Raw genomic sequence first — 15,489 nt, 5'->3', positions numbered from 1 at the left:
GGATTCCAGATGCACCACTACCGTGACTGTGCGGGGGACCCGCTTATGAGCTGGCGGTGTGAGCGGCTTTCTTTGCTTATCTTTCTTTGCCGCGGCAAAGAAAGTAAGTGCCGCCCCGCACAGGGGCAACGCTAATAGACCACTAAGAAATCAAGGAAAGGCCAAACCAACAAAAGCAGAGACAACCAAACAAGCGCCGCAGGCATTCACCCTTTGGCTGGAAGCCTCAAATGATTCCACGCCGCCAGCCCGGCAAAAACAACCCCAGCAACGCTAACTCCAATCCATCCAAAAGCCGGCCAAACCACAGCACCGACCCCCGACCCCACGGCGCCGCCAATAAAATAAGCCACCATATAAACCGTATTCACGCGACTCCGCGCATCCGGCTTCAGCGCGTAAATCCGCGATTGATTCGAAATCTGCGCGGCCTGCACACCAATATCAAGGACGATCACGCCGATCACCAATCCAGCAATGCTCTTCGCCGACAAAGCGAAAACCACAAACGAAATCGCCACCAGCACGATCGACAGCGTGATAATCGCCCGCGGTCCGCGTCGGTCGGAAAACTTGCCGGCGAGCGGCGCGGCCATCGCACCCGCGGCCCCCACAATCCCGAATAGCCCGGCCGCCTGCGGCCCAAAATGAAACGGTGCGCCCGCCAGCAATAACGCCAGTACCGACCAGAAAATGCTAAATGCCGCGAACATCGCCGCGCCCGTCAACGAGGCTTCACGCAGCGCGCGATGTTCGACCACCAGGTGCCACATCGAGACCATCAGTCTGCCGTACGGCAGTGTCGACGTCGGCTTACTCTTCGGCAGACGCAAAATGATCACCACCGCCAACACCAGCAGTGCGACGACCGAGGCGCCGAATACCGCGCGCCAGCCGAAATACTCGGCGACAATGCCCGCGGCAGTCCGTGCCAGCAAAATCCCCAGCAGCAGTCCGCTCATCACGGTGCCGACCGCATGGCCACGCTCGGAGGCGGGCGCGAGTTCGGCCGCGAACGGCACCGCCTGTTGCGCGATGGTGGCGAGCACGCCGATCGCAAGGCTCGCGATGATCAGCACCGACAAGGTCGGCGCCGCTGACGCCAGCACCAGCGCGACGCACATGCCCGCGATCTGCAACAGGATCAGGAAGCGCCGGTCGAAACGGTCGCCGAGCGGCGCCAATAACAACATCCCGGCTGCGTAGCCGAGCTGCGTCACGGCCGGTACCGCGCCCACCCACGACGCGCCGTTCGGAAACGACTGCCGGAAATTGTCGAGCAGCGGCTGGTTGTAATAGATGTTCGCGACTGATACGCCGGCAATCGTCGCGAGCAGGAGCAGCAGGCCGCGCAACGACCGGTCGGCGGAAGCGGGAGTAGTAGCGTCGGGTGTGGACATGAGAGGAATCATCGACGGACCGGCCCATGCACGGTCCTTAAGCGTGCCGATCATACCGGAGCAGAAGGGATCGTGCTAACCGCAGCCGATGCGTCCAGTAATGCCGCCGTGGGCGCGAAGGCAACGCGGCAGCAAACGGCCGGCACGCAATGGGGAATGAGAGCATCATGCGGCGCCTGTTCGACGTCCAGACGAATCGGCAGCGAACACGCTCTGCCACAGATGCGGCACAAGTCGGCCAGCCGCTCCGGCAGAGCGCAAAAAGGGCGTGGCGCGGCGGCTGCTCCAAAGGTTATGCGGCAAAAATGAGATGGTCGTTCGGTTTTCGTTCGTAGAATCGGCGCGCGTCACACGATCCCTCACATCACCCATTTCATGAACACAACTTCGAAACCCGAGCCCCGACGCATCGGCGGCTGGCTGCTTATCGCGCTGATCTGCCTCGCCGCGTGGGTACTTTCAACCGCCCTCGCATTGCGCGACCCACTGAAGCTCATGCTCGAATGGGAACTGCTGGCGGTATTCGTACGTCCGGAAACGCACGGCTGGTATCGCACCGTCATCTCCATGGTCGGCTGCGACGTGATCGCCGGATCGTTTATCGTTGCCGGCGCCGGTTGGCTGGCGCTGCTCGCGTGGCGCAGATCGGCGCGCTTTCCGGTTCAGGTGCAGGCGTGGCTGCTCGCCATCGTCGTCATGCGTACCATCGCCTATCTGCTTGGCGATCATATGGCCAACGCCATTGGCATCGAAATCGCGATTCCGCTCGCCGATTTCATTCAGGCCGTTGTCGCCGCCGCGCTCGGGATACCGTATTTCAGGCTATCCCGGCGCGTACAGCAAACCTTTGTCGCCGCCTGAGCCGACGACGCGGCACCGTCAATCGATCAGCGCGCCTTCAGGTTCGTAGAACGGATACGGCCCATCCGCTGCATCGACATACGCGTGATGCGTGACGATGCCCGTTGCCGGATCGTAGCGATGCAGCGCATACGCGGGCGGCTCCATCGCGAATGCGGAGGGTGCATCCTCGCGCAGATCGAGTACGACCTGATGCGCGGGCGCCGGCACTGCCGACGCAATCGTGCCGCCAAACCGCACGAACATCGGCCGGTGCACATGGCCGCAAATCACCCGCTCCACGTTCGGAAAGCGCGCGATCAGGTCAGCGAGTCTGTCGGCGGCCGCGGGGTCGAGCCGCAATTCATCCATATGCCCGATGCCGCAGACAAACGGCGGATGATGCAACGCCACCACCGTGGGCTTGCCTTGCGCGGCATCGAGTTGCGCAGCGAGCCACGTCAAGCGCGTATCGCACAGATTGCCGGCGCTTTCGCCGGGCACCATCGAATCGAGTGCGATGATCCGCAACGGGCCGACGTCCACCGCGTATTGCACAAACTCGCCGCCACTGTGCAATTCCGCGCGATCGGGAAATGCCGCGCGTAACGCAGCGCGTTCGTCGTGATTACCCACTAGCAGGTAGTAGGGGATCTCGAGCGGCGCGAGCAGCACCTTCAAATGTTCATACTGTTCGGGGTCGCCCTGATCGACGAGGTCGCCGGTCATGATCACAGCGTCGGGACGCGGCTCCAGCGCATTGAGTGCGGCGATGGTACGCGCGAGATAGGCACCGGTGTCGACGCGGCGGTAGGCCAGCGCGCCGGGCCGTTTGATATGCAGGTCGCTGATTTGAGCTAGCAGCATGGGGATTTCCTTTCTTATGTCGCGCTAAAAACACAGCGCGGCGTCATTACGATAGCGCAATCAGCGCATCCTGGGCGATCGATATCCCGACCGGCGTGCCGCGCGCGAGTTCGACCCGGCCGGCGACATCGATCAGCAAGGGGTCCGGCGCGGCGCCGCCGATCGTCAAACGGGTGCGTTCGCCGAGAAACGCCGTGCTTTCGACATGGCCGCGCAATTGGGCGTCGGCCGGGTCGGCGAGGTAAGCGTCTTCAGGGCGAAAGAAGATTTCGTGCGCCGCGCTTGCTTGCGCGGGACCTGCCGGCAGCGGGACAGTGCCACCGGTGGTCGTCAGCAGACCCGCGTGCCGTTCGCCCGCCAGCCGGTTGATGGTGCCGACGAACTGCGCGACCGTGCGGTTCGCCGGACGATAGTAGATGTCGCGCGGCGAGCCGATCTGCTCGATGCGCCCCGCGCTCATTACGACGATGCGGTCGCCGAGTTCCATTGCTTCGGCCTGATCGTGCGTCACGTAGACGGTGGTGACGCCCAGCTCGCGCAGCAGCGTATTCATTTCGCTCCGCAACGTGTCGCGCAACCGCGCATCCAGCGCGGTGAGCGGTTCGTCGAGCAGCAGCACGCGAGGTTGCACGGCGAGCGCGCGCGCCAATGCAACACGCTGACGCTGGCCGCCCGACAACTGGTCGATGGGTTTGTCCGCGTGGGCGGTGAGACGCATCATCGCGAGCAGTTCGTCGACGCGTTGCCGCGCGGTGTCAGCCGCCACGCGTTTGATCTTCAATCCGTAGCCGATGTTGCCGCGCACGGTCAGATTCGGAAACAGCGCGTAGCTCTGGAACACCATGCCCACCTGGCGTTTTTCGATCGGCAGCGCGGTGACATCTTCGTCGCCAAAGACAATGGAGCCGCCGGCGTCGGGTGTTTCGAGGCCCGCGATCATGCGCAGCGTGGTCGTCTTGCCGCAACCGGACGGGCCGAGCAGGACCAGTGTCTCACCCGCGCCGATGTGCAGATCGAGCGGTTCGAGCACGCGCGTGCCGCGAAACGTTTTCGCGCATTGCGTGAGCGTGATGGGAACGGAGTCGAGTTTCATCGCGTAGGTGTGGACTTCAAAGGAGAGGCGTTTGCGCGCTTCTTGCTCGCGCCGCGCTGGCCGGTCGCATCGACGCCGAGCCATTGCATTGCCACGAGCAGCGGCATGGTCATGATGAAAAACAGAATCGTGTACGCGCTGCCGATTTCGATGCGTAACGACGCATAGGTGTCGGCGAGACCGACCGGTAGCGTCTTGGTGTCGGGCGTGTGCAGCATCCACGTCAGATTGAATTCGCCGATTGAGAGCGTCAGCACCGCCAGCGCGCCGGCGACAATCCCGGGCCGCGCATTCGGCAGCACGACCGTGATGAAGCGCTGGAAGAAGCTCGCGCCGAGACTAGCCGCGCCTTCTTCGAGCGTGCGCAGATCGCTGCTCGCGCACACGGCCGCCACCGCGCGCACCATGAACGGCAGCGTGAACACCACGTGCCCGACGACGATGAACGCGACGCTCATGCGAAACATCGTGAAGCCGCCGTAGACCACCAGCAGTGCAAGCGCGGAAGCCAGGCCGGGCAGGGCGATCGGCAGCACCAGAAACTCTTCGATGATGCGCGAGAGCCGCGTCTTGCTGCGCGCCAGCACGTAGCCGGCCGGCACGCCGGTCAGCAGCGTGATGAGCACGGTTGCTGCCGCCACTTCGAGCGATAGAAACACCGAGTCGTGATACTGCGCCCACACTTCGCCTAGCCAGCGCAGCGTGAGCCCGCTGGATACACCCTTGAAGTAGTTGACCGTGAGCCCCGCCATGATCGACATCACGACGGGCACGATCAGAAACGCACACAGCAGCAGCGTGACGAGCCACTGACCGGCCGCGAGCCACGTGCGTGACGTTGGCGGCCCGAGGCGCCGCGCGCGCGGCTTTGCGCCCGGCTGGATTGGAGCGGTGAGGGAATTCATCGAAGTCTTGTCATCCGGTTTAGACAGGCGGCTCATGCTCATGCGCTCGCCGCGACCGCCGAGCCGCTCACGCTGCGAGCGAACGCCAGCACGAGCCATGTGACGATGCCGAGCACGATCGAGAGACCCGCGGCCGTCACCATGTTGGCGTTCAGCGTGAACTCGGTGTAGATGGTCATCGGCAACACGTCGATGTCGGTGGCGAGCGTAAAGGCGGTGCCGAACGCGCCCATCGCGGTGGCGAAACAGACGGCGCCCGCCGCAATCAGGCCTGGCGACAACGCGGGCAATACGATGTCGCGCGTAATGCGCCACGGCGATGCGCCGAGCGAACGCGCGGCTTCTTCGAGCGACGCATCGAGCTTGGTGGCTGAGGCCATCACCGTGACGATCACCCGCGGAATCGAGAAGTACAGGTAGCCGAGAAAGAGTCCGCTCATCGAATAAGCGAACACCCAGCGGTCGCCGGTGAGTTTCAGCGAGAGCGCGCCGATCAAACCCTGGCGTCCGGCCAGCATGATGACCATGAAGCCGACCACGACACCTGGGAATGCCAAGGGAAACGTCAGCAGCGCGAGCAACGTGCGTTTCAACGGAAACTCGCGGCGCGCCAGCAGCAAGCCGGCGATCACCGAGAGCACCAGGGTTGCCGCCGTGACCGCCGCGGACAACATGACGGTCGCGCCGAGGCTCGACATGTAGCGCGGATTGGTCAGCATCGCGCGATAGGTCGCGAACGCGTGGCCGTCGCCGCTGATTTGCGCGAGCGCACCCATCGGCAGCAGCCAGAACGCGATGAAAACCGCCAGCGCCGGTGCGATCAATGCGATGCGCCAGCGCAGCGGGAAGGTAACGTCGTTCAATGCATCACCTGTAGATAACGCTCGCCGAAGCTCGATTGCTTCTCCGCCATTTTGTCGAAGTCGACCGTTTTGGCGCGCGCATAGTCGCTTGCAGGCAGGAACCTGGCGGCGATTTCCGGGGTCATCGCTTTCGCGCGTACCGGACGCAGATAGGCTTCGGCCCACAGTTTCTGGCCTTCGTCCGAGAGCACGAAATCGAGCACCTTCTTGCCGTTTGCTTCATGCGGCGCGCCCTTTACGAGACTCATCACGTACGGCACCGAGATCGTGCCTTCCTTCGGAATCACGAATTCGACATTGGCGTGATCCTTGTACTTCGCGCGATAAGCGTCAAAGTCGTAGTCGAGCAGGATCGGAATTTCGCCGGACATCACGCGTGCGTAGGCAGTTTGCTTGGGCACGATCGGCGCGTTGGCTTTCAGCTTGCGAAACCAGTCGAGGCCCGGCTCGAAATTATCGAGCGTGCCGCCGAGCGCCTGATTCACCGCAACCGCGCCTGCATAGCCGACAAACGCACTCGACGGATCGAGGTAGCCGATCATGCCTTTGTATTCAGGCTTCAGAAGATCGGCCCACGAACGCGGAACCGGCTTGCCTTCGAGCGCGTCCTTGTTGACGAAAAAGCCCAGCGTGCCCGAGTGGATCGTGAACCAGTAGCCTTGCGGGTCCTTCATGTTCGCCGGAATGTCGTCCCAGTGCGCGGGCTTGTACGGCTGGATGACGCCTTTGTCTTTCGCCTGGAACGCCGACGACACGCCGAGATAGACCACGTCGGCAACCGGGCTCTTCTGCTCGGCCATCAGTTGGGCAATCGACTGGCCGGAGTTCTTGTTGTCGAACGGTACGCGAATGCCGGTCTTTTGCTGGATCGCCTTGATCTGGCCTGCCCAGTCGGCCCATTCGGGTGGGCAGTTGTAGCAGATCGCGGTTTCGTCGGCATGGGCCGCTTGCGGCGCGAGGGCGGCGAGCGCGGCGGTGACGATCATGCCGGCGGACAGCGCGGTGGCCGTCATGCGGACAAGGCGGCGCCAGAGCGGTTTGATCGAGGAATCACGGCGTGTTGAAGAGCGGATCACTGCGGGTCTCCTGGAAAGGAAGAGAACGGGTGGTTCGGGGTTCGATGTCGATAACGCAAATAGGGTATTGCCGAGGAGTATTTCCAGACGATCAGCGCAAACCGTCCGTAAAAGACAGTGTGGGCAAGCAGATCAGGAACACACCACCGTCTTGCGCAAGCGGCTAGGCAAACCGTCTCTCAGTAGTCGCCGACGTTTCGTTGCGGTTCGAAATTGCCGCGATGGTGGCGCCTTCGCGCAAGCTGTGCGGTAACGTCAGCGTGAGCGACGTTTCACCCATTGTTTCGTAGGTGCCGGTTACGTGTGTCAGCAAACGCTGCCAGGCGGCGCAGCCGATCTCGCGATTCGGTGCGCAGACGCTTGCCAGCGGCGGCGACAGCAACTCGCCCATCGCGAGTCCGTCGAAGCCGAGAATCGACATGTCGTGCGGAATCTGCAGACGCGCACGGCGCAGGCCGCGCATCACGACCATGGCGAGCAGATCGTTACTGCAGAAGAGGGCGGTCGGGCGGTTCGGGCCGCTGGTCAGATGAGCGAGCACGGACGGCGACAGTTCGTCGGCGTTGAAATCGACCTCGAGTGCGGGCGCGGGGGTGAGGCCGGCCTGCTGCATCGCCTGCGCGTAGCCGAGGTGCCGCTGACGGGCGCGGTCCGAGGCGGCCAGCGTGCCCGCTAGCATCAGGATGCGGCGGTGGCCGTGCGCGATCAGCATGCGGACGCCGTCGAACGCGGCGAGGCGGTTGTCGACCGAGACCGACGGGCGCCGCACTGTGTCGTTGTGCATCAGCACATAGAGCAGGCCCGCGCGGTCGAGCTCGTCGAGCAAGGGGTGCGTGTCGGCATCGGCGACGGTCAGGATCAGACCTTCCACGCGGTGCTCACGCAGCGTTTCAATGGCGTGCCGTTCGCGGTCGGCATCGTACTGGGTGGTCATCAGCATGAGCCGGTAACCTTGTGCCGAGGCGAGCTCGTCGATGCCTTGCAGGCATTCGGCGAACACGGGGTTGGCGAGCGTCGGCAGGATCACGCCGATGAGGCGCGTGCGTTCGCCGCGCAGTTGCCTGCCGAGCGGGCTGGGGCGGAACTTGAGGGCGTCGATCGATTGACGCACTTTCTCGAGCGTGACCGGATTGACGGTGTGCGGCGCATTGATCGCGCGCGAGACCGTGGCGATGGAGAAGCCCGCGTGGGCGGCGACATCTTTGATCGTTGGGATCATCGTTTCCGCTCTGGTTGTAAACGTTTTCGTGAGCGGATTATCGGGAAGGTTTGTGACTTCCGGATGACGTCAATATTGGCGCCTGCGCGGCGCGAGGCGGGATGGATCGCAGCGGGATGAGCCAGTTTGGTGCGCTCGCCGGGCAATGGTAGAATTCGCGTCCACAAGCGGTTCTGAGCCCTGCCGGGGTGATGAAATTGGTAAACATAGCGGACTTAAAATCCGCCGCCTAACGGCTTGCCGGTTCGAGTCCGGTCCCCGGCACCAGGAAGTATTCCGCGCGATTCCTCGAAAATTCCGTGAACCCTCGGTGCAGCGATGCTTCGAGGGTTTTTTGTTTCCCAGAAAATTCGCAGGGTTCGGTGGTGACTGGCGGCCGCCTGTCACGCCGACACGGCAATCTCACACTAACTGCCCGCCGGGACATGCCGGCGCATCGCGCCACGTCGCGCGCTCCGTTCGCTCGATCTGACCGTCCGTTACAATCGACCTTAAAGTCCAGTCGTGGCTAACACACGCGACAAGCCGGATCTGCCGCGCGTCGTTGGAACGCAGCCGGTCTAACCACGTAGGTGCCCATGCGAGCCCATGGAGCGGAGAGGCCAATGAAGAACGGAAAGCCGAAGTTCACGCGTCAGCATGCTGACGGACTGTTCCCTGATTTAAAACCGAGCGGCGCCCACATCGGGAGTCGGCCCGACAATCCGTTTGGCGGCGAGCCATTCGAGACAGTCGACCGGCATGATCGTGACGAAAAAACTCTCTGGAAAGAGAATCTCGTTACCTTGCCCGTTGGGATTGAGTTGCCGCCCGGGTATGAGTCGGCCTCTCGTGTGCGCGACACGATGGAGCGGGCCTGGCGGATGAAATGGGTCCGCGAAGACAAGAACGAGATCGTCGCGGAATTCCCCGAAGGCTGGGCGGCCGCCAGACCCAAAAGCGGACCCGTGGAGTTACGGGACGCGAACGGGGTGGTCCGCGCCCTCTACGGTTGGGCGGAGGACGCGGAACTCAGGATCCTGCCGCGGTATCTGGTGGAATCGCAGGAGAACAGCTCGAACGGTCTCGGCAGCCTGCTGGTACGCGATCGCGAGAACGGCAGCATTCTCGAGCGATCGTCGATCTGGTCGGCGCAGAGTGGCACGCATCATCCGGATTGGGCCAGGCTGTCTGGCTGGCTCGACACGCAGTATCCGCTGCATCGGGATCCGTTGCGCCTATGGACGGATTGCGAGCGCAACTTGCGTTGAACACCGCCATGCAACACCTGAAATACCTGAGCGGCTATCCGTCCGCGCTCCAGGAAAAAGTCCAGAAGCTGATTGCCGACGAGCAACTGGGCCCGTATCTGGCGAAGCGCTACCCCGGCACGCACGACGTGCAAACAGACCGGGCCCTGTACGAGTACTGCGCGGAGCTCAAGCGCGAACATTTTCGCAACGGCGCGCAGATCGACAAAGTTGCTTACGACAGCAAGCTCGATGTCGTGCGGCATGCACTCGGCCTGCACACGAGCATTTCGCGCGTGCAGGGCGGCAAGCTGAAGGCCAAAAAAGAAATCCGCGTGGCGTCGCTATTCAAGGGAGCGGCGCCGGAATTCCTGAAAATGATCGTCGTGCATGAACTCGCTCATCTGAAAGAAAGCGACCATAACAAGGCGTTCTACCGCCTCTGCGAGTTCATGCAACCGGGCTACCATCAGATCGAGTTCGATCTGCGTTTGTACCTGACGTATCGCGATCTGGCGAACAGCCCGCGCTGAACTTCAGGCAGCGTCGGGCTACAGGCGTCCCTCAAGCAGCAATCGCGTCGACCACCGCCGAGGCCTTCAACAACACCGGAATCGACTTCGATGTCGGCGTCCCCGCGCCATCGGCAACCGAAGAAAGCGGCACCAGCGGATTCGTCTCCGGATAGTAAGCGCCGAGACACCCACGCGGAATGTCGTACTCCACGAGCAGGAACCCGGCCGCGTGACGTTCGATTCCATCGGCCCAAACGCTCGTGATATCCACGCGCTGGCCCGCAACGAATCCCAGCATCGCCAGATCGTCCTTGTTGGCGAACAGCACGCGCCGCTGCCCATACACGCCGCGGTAACGGTCGTCGAGACCGTAGATCGTGGTGTTGTACTGGTCGTGCGAGCGCGTCGTCATCAAGGTCATCAGGCGCTCGCCATGCTCGGCGCGCGCCTGATGAATCGGCGTGTCGACGTCAATCGCATGCACGAGGAACTGTGCCTTGCCGCTCGGCGTTTTCCAGATCCGCTCGCGTGATGCCACGCCCAGGTGGAAGCCGCCCGGGTGCTTCAGGCGCTCGTTGTAGTCGTGGAAACCTTCGATCACCTCCGCGATGCCGTCGCGAATCAACGCGTAGTCCGCTGCCTGAGCGAGCCAGTCGACCTTGCCGCTGCCGAGCGTGGCGTGGGCCATGCGCGCGACGATCGCAATCTCCGACAACAGATTCTCCGAGGCCGGCTTGTTCATGCCGTACGAGATGTGCACCATGCTCATTGAATCCTCGACGCTCACGCCTTGCGCCACACCATTTTGCAAGTCGATCTCGGTGCGCCCGAGCGTCGGCAGAATGAGGGCATCGCGACCATGCACGAGGTGGCTGCGGTTCAGCTTGGTCGTGATGTGCACGGTCAGGTCGCAGGAGCGCATCGCTTCCCACGTGCGCGGCGTGTCCGGCGTTGCAATCGAGAAGTTGCCGCCGAGGCCGATGAACACCTTCACCTTGCCGTCGAGCATTGCCTGGATCGTGTTGACGACGTCGAGACCATGCTCGCGCGGCGGCTCGAAATCGTAGACTTCGCCGAGCCGATCGAGAAACGCCTGAGTCGGCCTTTCCTCGATGCCGACCGTGCGGTCGCCCTGCACATTCGAGTGGCCGCGCACCGGGCACAAGCCCGCGCCGCGGCGGCCGATATTGCCGCGCATCAGCATCAGGTTGGACAGGATCTGCACCGTCGGCACGGAGTTCTTGTGCTGCGTGAGGCCCATGCCCCACGTCGAGATCACCGCGCGGCCTTTCACGTAGATGTCGGCGAGCTTCAACACGTCTTCAAACGGTACGCCCGATTCGGCGACGATCGTGTCCCAGCTTTCGGCACGCAGATCGTCGGCGAACGCCTCGAAGCCAACCGTGTGTTCGGCGATGAACGCGACGTCGAGTACACGTTCGAGACCCGAGGCCAACGCTTCGTCGTCGAGCTCGATCACGCGTTTGGCGACGCCCTTGATCAAGGCGAAATCACCGCCCACCTTTGGCCTGATGAACACGGAGCTGATCTTCGTGCTGCCCATCGTGATCATTTCCACCGGATGCTGCGGGCTCGCAAAGCGCTCCAGACCACGTTCCTTCAGCGGATTGATCGACACGATGGTCGCGCCGCGTTTCGCGCACTCACGCAGCTCGCCGAGCATGCGCGGATGGTTGGTCGCCGGATTCTGGCCGAAGATCAGCAGCGTATCGGCGTGTTCGAAGTCGTCGAGCGTGACCGTGCCCTTGCCGATGCCGACCGTGTGCGGCAAGCCGCGGCTGGTCGCTTCGTGGCACATGTTCGAGCAATCGGGGAAATTGTTGGTGCCGTACATGCGCACGAACAACTGGTACAGGAAGGCGGCTTCGTTGCTGGCGCGGCCCGAGGTATAGAAGGCGGCGCTATCGGGATTGTCGAGGCGCTTGAGGTGCGCGGCGATCAGGTCGAAGGCTTCGTCCCAGCCGATCGGCACGTACCGGTCGCGCACGGCGTCGTAGACGAGCGGGTCGGTCAGACGGCCGTGTTGTTCCAGCTCGAAGTCCGACTGCGCCATCAGTGCTTCAACTGTGTGCTGTTCGAAGAACGCCGGCGTCACGCGCTTGCTGGTCGCCTCGGCGGCCACGGCCTTGACGCCGTTTTCGCAGAACTCGAAGGTGGACGCGTGTTCGCGATCCGGCCATGCGCAACCCGGGCAGTCGAAGCCGTTCGGCTGGTTCTGTTTGAGCAGCATGCGGTAGTCGCCGCCCGTCACCTTTTCCTTGAGCAGGTTGATGGCGACGTATTTGAGCGCGCCCCATCCCGCGGCGGGGTGCGTATACGGTTCAATGCGAGCTTCGGTTTTTTTCATGATCTTGCCGCCTGAGGAGGCTTGGGCGAGGCTTTTATGCCGATGCCTACAAGCCTACTGTGTTCCAAAAGCGGCGCAGCATACAGAAAATTGGAAAGCCGAGGGATACAGTTACTGGGCATTTGTCATAGACTGGCGTTCCCGCCCGCACGTTTGTTTGAACCAGATCCTTGAAACTGTACGAAAAACTCGCCGATGAACTGACCGAAGCCGTGCGCCGCGGCGTCTTCGCGGCGGGCGAGCGGATTCCATCGGTGCGCCAGGCGAGCCAGCAGCACGGCGTCAGCATCAAGACCGTGCTGCACGCGTACGCGTTGCTGGAAAGCCGGGGGATTGTCGAGACCCGTCCGCAGTCGGGCTATTTCGTGCGCGACGCCGTCGCGACAGTCGCGGCGCTCGACGAGTCGCGTGTGAATCGCCAGCCGGCGGCGCATACGCCGCCCGTGGCCGCCGAGGTCGACGTGAGCCGCCTCGTGCTGTCGACCCTGCGCAGCATCCGCGCGCACGACGCCGTGCCGCTCGGCTCACCGTACCCCGATCCATCGCTGTTCCCGTGGCGCCGCATCAATCAGTACGCGAATGCGATTGCCCGGCGCCAGGCGAGCTGGAACCTGATGGACGATTTGCCGCCCGGCAATCCCGAACTGATCCGGCAGATCGCGCGGCGCTATGCCGAGAACGGCGTACCGGTCGATCCGGATGAAATCATCATCACGCTCGGCGCGACCGAGGCGATCAACCTCAGCTTGCAGGCGGTCGCCAAACCGGGCGATACGGTCGCCGTCGAGTCGCCGACTTACTACGCGATGTTGCACGCCATCGAGCGTCTCGGCATGCGTGCAATCGAAGTGGGCACGCATCCGGTCCACGGCATCGAGATCGAGGCATTGGCCGAGGTCATCACGCGGCAAAAGATCTCCGCGTGCATGGTGATGCCGAACTTCCAGAACCCGCTCGGTTTCCAGATGCCGGACGCGCGCAAGCAGCAACTGGTCGAACTGCTCGCCGCGCACGAGATCCCCGTCATCGAGAACGATGTCTATCAGGAACTGTATTTCGGCGAGGCCAGGCCGTCGACGTTGAAGAACTTCGATACCAGGGGACTGGTGCTGCATTGCGCGTCGTTTTCGAAGAGCCTGACTGCCTCGTACCGGATCGGTTGGGCCATGCCGGGGCGCTACCGCGCGCAGGTCGAGAAGCTGAAGTTTCTCAATACGCTGACCACGCCGTCGGTGCCGCAAGTCGCCGTCGCCGATTACCTGAAACAGGACGCCTACGACCGCCATCTGCGGCACGTGCGCAAGGTGTACCGGCAGCAGGCAAGCATCATGACGGCGATGGTGCAGCGGTTTTTTCCGGCGGGCACGCGCATGTCGATGCCGCGGGGCGGGTACGTGCTGTGGGTGGAGTTGCCCGAACGCGTCGATTCGATGCGGCTCTATCAGGCGGCGCTCGCGCGCAGCATCACGATCGGGCCGGGCATGATGTTTTCGATGCGCGACGATTTTCGCCACTTCATCCGGCTCAATTACAGCTATCCGTGGACGGTGCAGACGGAGATGGCATTGAGGACGCTGGGCGAACTGGTCACGCATATGGCTTGATGGGGCAGGAGACAACGAGGAGACATTCACGATGGAAGACGACGAACTCGATCCGGTGCTGGTGGCCGTGCTGGCGCAGCTGTGGCGCGCGTATCAGGAAACGCCAGGCGGCGTGTGGTCGCTCGCCAGGCTTTCCAGGCAGGCGGATGTGCCGATGAGCGCCTTGCGGCGACAACTGACGGCGCTGGTCGACGGTGGTCTGGTGGACACCACCTTCACCGAGGAAGGCACGGGCACGGCGCGCCTGAGCGAGCTGGGCCAGGGCGTGTGCGCGCAGCTGTTCGAAGCGGGCGGGCCGCCGGATGACGAGCAGACGGAGCCGCCGCCACGAATTCATTGAATCGCCGCTGAAGTTGCGCGCGCGGGCTCGGCCGGTGTACTCCGGTGGTCTCGTTCGACGATGCCGAGCATATTTTCGGCGCGCAAAAATAAAGATTCCGATATGAGCGGGATAACGAATAATAATTTTTCCGCTGAAATTGACCTTCGAATATGGCCCCCTATGCTGGAGCGTTGCCCGGGCGTGTCCCGGGCGCTGTGGCAGGCACCTGGAAACCATCTTCGGAGAATTCATGAAAACAAAGCTGGCGCGCGCACTGCATGACGCAGTGCGGATCAAATCTGTCCGGACCGTTCTCGCCCTGGCGCTGGGTGTGGCGCTCGGCACATCGCTCGCGTTCAACGCCGCGGCGGCCACAGCGGCGAGCGGGCAGCCGCTCGGCATCGCCTTCGTCTACCTCGGCAATCCGGGCGACGCCGGCTGGACCTATGCGCATGAGCAGGGCGTGAAAGAGGTCGAGGCGAAATTCGGCGACAAGATCAAGGTGACGCGTGTCGAGAACGTGCCGGAGTCGGCGGATTCGGAGCGTGTGTTTCGCGACCTCGCGTCCAAGGGCAACAAGATCGTGGTGGGCTCGAGCTTCGGTTTCCAGGATTTCGAGCTGAAGGTCGCCAAGGACTTTCCGGACGCCGTGTTCGAACATGCGACCGGCTACAAGAAGGCCGCCAACTTCGCCACCTATGACGTGCGGACCTATCAGAGCGCGTACCTGGCCGGCCTGGTCGCCGGTTATACGACGAAGTCCAACACGCTCGGCTTTGTCGGCTCGGTGCCGGTGCCGGAGGTGGTGCGCAACATCAACGCGTTCACAATGGGCGCTCGCTCGGTCAACCCGAAGGCGCGCGTGAAGGTCGTGTGGATCAACAGCTGGTTCGATCCGGGCCGCGAAAAGCAGGCCGCCGAGACGCTGATCGGCGAGGGTGCCGACGTGTTGATCCAGAACACCGATTCGACGGCGACGATGCAGACGGCCGAACAGAAGAAAGTGCATGCATTCGGCTGGGACTCCGACATGAAGAAGTTCGGGCCGAACGCGCAGCTGGGCGCCTGCGTGAGCAACTGGGGCGTGTACTACACGCATCTGGTGCAGCAGGTGATGGCGGGTACGTGGAACAATTCGCCGGTGTGGTGGGGGCTGAAAGAGAAGGCGATCGATCTGGCCGACATCAA

14 protein-coding genes and 1 tRNA gene are annotated in these 15,489 nt (G+C 62.9%); 7 read left to right on the top strand and 8 right to left on the bottom strand.

Features of this window, described 5'->3' with window-relative positions; all coding sequences use genetic code 11:
- Nucleotides 1-206: 206 nt before the first annotated feature.
- Entirely contained in the window at nucleotides 207-1,400 is a 1,194-nt protein-coding gene (locus QOC89_RS23105) for an MFS transporter (protein ID WP_323047142.1), read from the bottom strand.
- Between the two features lie 375 nt (nucleotides 1,401-1,775).
- Between QOC89_RS23105 and QOC89_RS23100 the strand changes: the two genes are divergently transcribed.
- Complete coding sequence (locus tag QOC89_RS23100; protein WP_323047141.1) at nucleotides 1,776-2,261, top strand: DUF2569 domain-containing protein; 486 nt, start codon at nucleotides 1,776-1,778, stop codon at nucleotides 2,259-2,261.
- An 18-nt stretch (nucleotides 2,262-2,279) separates the two neighbouring features.
- Here QOC89_RS23100 and QOC89_RS23095 read toward each other — a convergent pair whose 3' ends face one another.
- The 6 genes from QOC89_RS23095 to QOC89_RS23070 all read right to left on the bottom strand — a co-directional run bounded on the left by QOC89_RS23095 (nucleotide 2,280) and on the right by QOC89_RS23070 (nucleotide 8,263).
- Nucleotides 2,280-3,107 carry a phosphodiesterase gene (locus tag QOC89_RS23095; RefSeq protein ID WP_323047140.1) on the bottom strand — a complete coding sequence of 276 codons (828 nt, stop codon included), beginning with the start codon at nucleotides 3,105-3,107 and terminating at the stop codon, nucleotides 2,280-2,282.
- A 46-nt stretch (nucleotides 3,108-3,153) separates the two neighbouring features.
- Nucleotides 3,154-4,200, bottom strand: coding sequence for an ABC transporter ATP-binding protein (locus tag QOC89_RS23090; RefSeq protein WP_323047139.1), 1,047 nt, complete (start codon nucleotides 4,198-4,200; stop codon nucleotides 3,154-3,156).
- Nucleotides 4,197-5,105 (bottom strand): ABC transporter permease, encoded by a 909-nt coding sequence (locus QOC89_RS23085; RefSeq protein WP_323047138.1) that lies wholly within the window; start codon nucleotides 5,103-5,105, stop codon nucleotides 4,197-4,199. The genes QOC89_RS23090 and QOC89_RS23085 overlap by 4 nt, the downstream gene beginning before the upstream one ends.
- A gap of 38 nt (nucleotides 5,106-5,143) precedes the next feature.
- Nucleotides 5,144-5,968 carry an ABC transporter permease gene (locus QOC89_RS23080; protein WP_323047137.1) on the bottom strand — a complete coding sequence of 275 codons (825 nt, stop codon included), beginning with the start codon at nucleotides 5,966-5,968 and terminating at the stop codon, nucleotides 5,144-5,146.
- A complete protein-coding gene (locus QOC89_RS23075) occupies nucleotides 5,965-7,044 on the bottom strand; it encodes an ABC transporter substrate-binding protein (protein ID WP_323047136.1) in 1,080 nt (359 codons plus the stop codon). The genes QOC89_RS23080 and QOC89_RS23075 overlap by 4 nt, the downstream gene beginning before the upstream one ends.
- 163 nt (nucleotides 7,045-7,207) lie before the next feature.
- Nucleotides 7,208-8,263, bottom strand: coding sequence for a LacI family DNA-binding transcriptional regulator (locus QOC89_RS23070; protein WP_323047135.1), 1,056 nt, complete (start codon nucleotides 8,261-8,263; stop codon nucleotides 7,208-7,210).
- Nucleotides 8,264-8,445: 182 nt separating this feature from the next.
- On the opposite strand from QOC89_RS23070, the gene QOC89_RS23065 reads away from it, so the two are divergent.
- From QOC89_RS23065 to QOC89_RS23055, 3 genes are all read left to right on the top strand, one after another.
- Nucleotides 8,446-8,530 (top strand) — tRNA-Leu (locus tag QOC89_RS23065).
- Between the two features lie 338 nt (nucleotides 8,531-8,868).
- Nucleotides 8,869-9,513, top strand: a complete 645-nt coding sequence (locus QOC89_RS23060) for a hypothetical protein (protein WP_323047134.1) — start codon at nucleotides 8,869-8,871, stop codon at nucleotides 9,511-9,513.
- An 8-nt stretch (nucleotides 9,514-9,521) separates the two neighbouring features.
- The gene (locus QOC89_RS23055) at nucleotides 9,522-10,025 is read left to right on the top strand and encodes a M48 family metallopeptidase (protein WP_323047133.1); all 504 of its coding nucleotides are present in this window, start codon (nucleotides 9,522-9,524) and stop codon (nucleotides 10,023-10,025) included.
- A gap of 31 nt (nucleotides 10,026-10,056) precedes the next feature.
- Here the strand turns inward: QOC89_RS23055 and QOC89_RS23050 are convergent, their stop codons facing one another.
- Nucleotides 10,057-12,375, bottom strand: coding sequence for an FdhF/YdeP family oxidoreductase (locus QOC89_RS23050; RefSeq protein WP_323047132.1), 2,319 nt, complete (start codon nucleotides 12,373-12,375; stop codon nucleotides 10,057-10,059).
- A 170-nt stretch (nucleotides 12,376-12,545) separates the two neighbouring features.
- Between QOC89_RS23050 and QOC89_RS23045 the strand changes: the two genes are divergently transcribed.
- From QOC89_RS23045 to QOC89_RS23035, 3 genes are all read left to right on the top strand, one after another.
- Nucleotides 12,546-13,979, top strand: a complete 1,434-nt coding sequence (locus tag QOC89_RS23045) for a PLP-dependent aminotransferase family protein (protein WP_323047131.1) — start codon at nucleotides 12,546-12,548, stop codon at nucleotides 13,977-13,979.
- Nucleotides 13,980-14,010: 31 nt separating this feature from the next.
- Nucleotides 14,011-14,319 (top strand): helix-turn-helix domain-containing protein, encoded by a 309-nt coding sequence (locus QOC89_RS23040; RefSeq protein ID WP_323047130.1) that lies wholly within the window; start codon nucleotides 14,011-14,013, stop codon nucleotides 14,317-14,319.
- 232 nt (nucleotides 14,320-14,551) lie between these two features.
- Nucleotides 14,552-15,489: BMP family ABC transporter substrate-binding protein (locus tag QOC89_RS23035; RefSeq protein ID WP_323047129.1), on the top strand; the 938-nt coding region annotated here is incomplete at its 3' end.

The sequence above is a fragment of the Paraburkholderia sp. genome (assembly GCF_034668105.1).
Taxonomy (GTDB): domain Bacteria; phylum Pseudomonadota; class Gammaproteobacteria; order Burkholderiales; family Burkholderiaceae; genus Paraburkholderia.
Note: the sequence above shows the minus strand (reverse complement) of the source record. Positions and strands in the feature narration are given on the sequence as shown.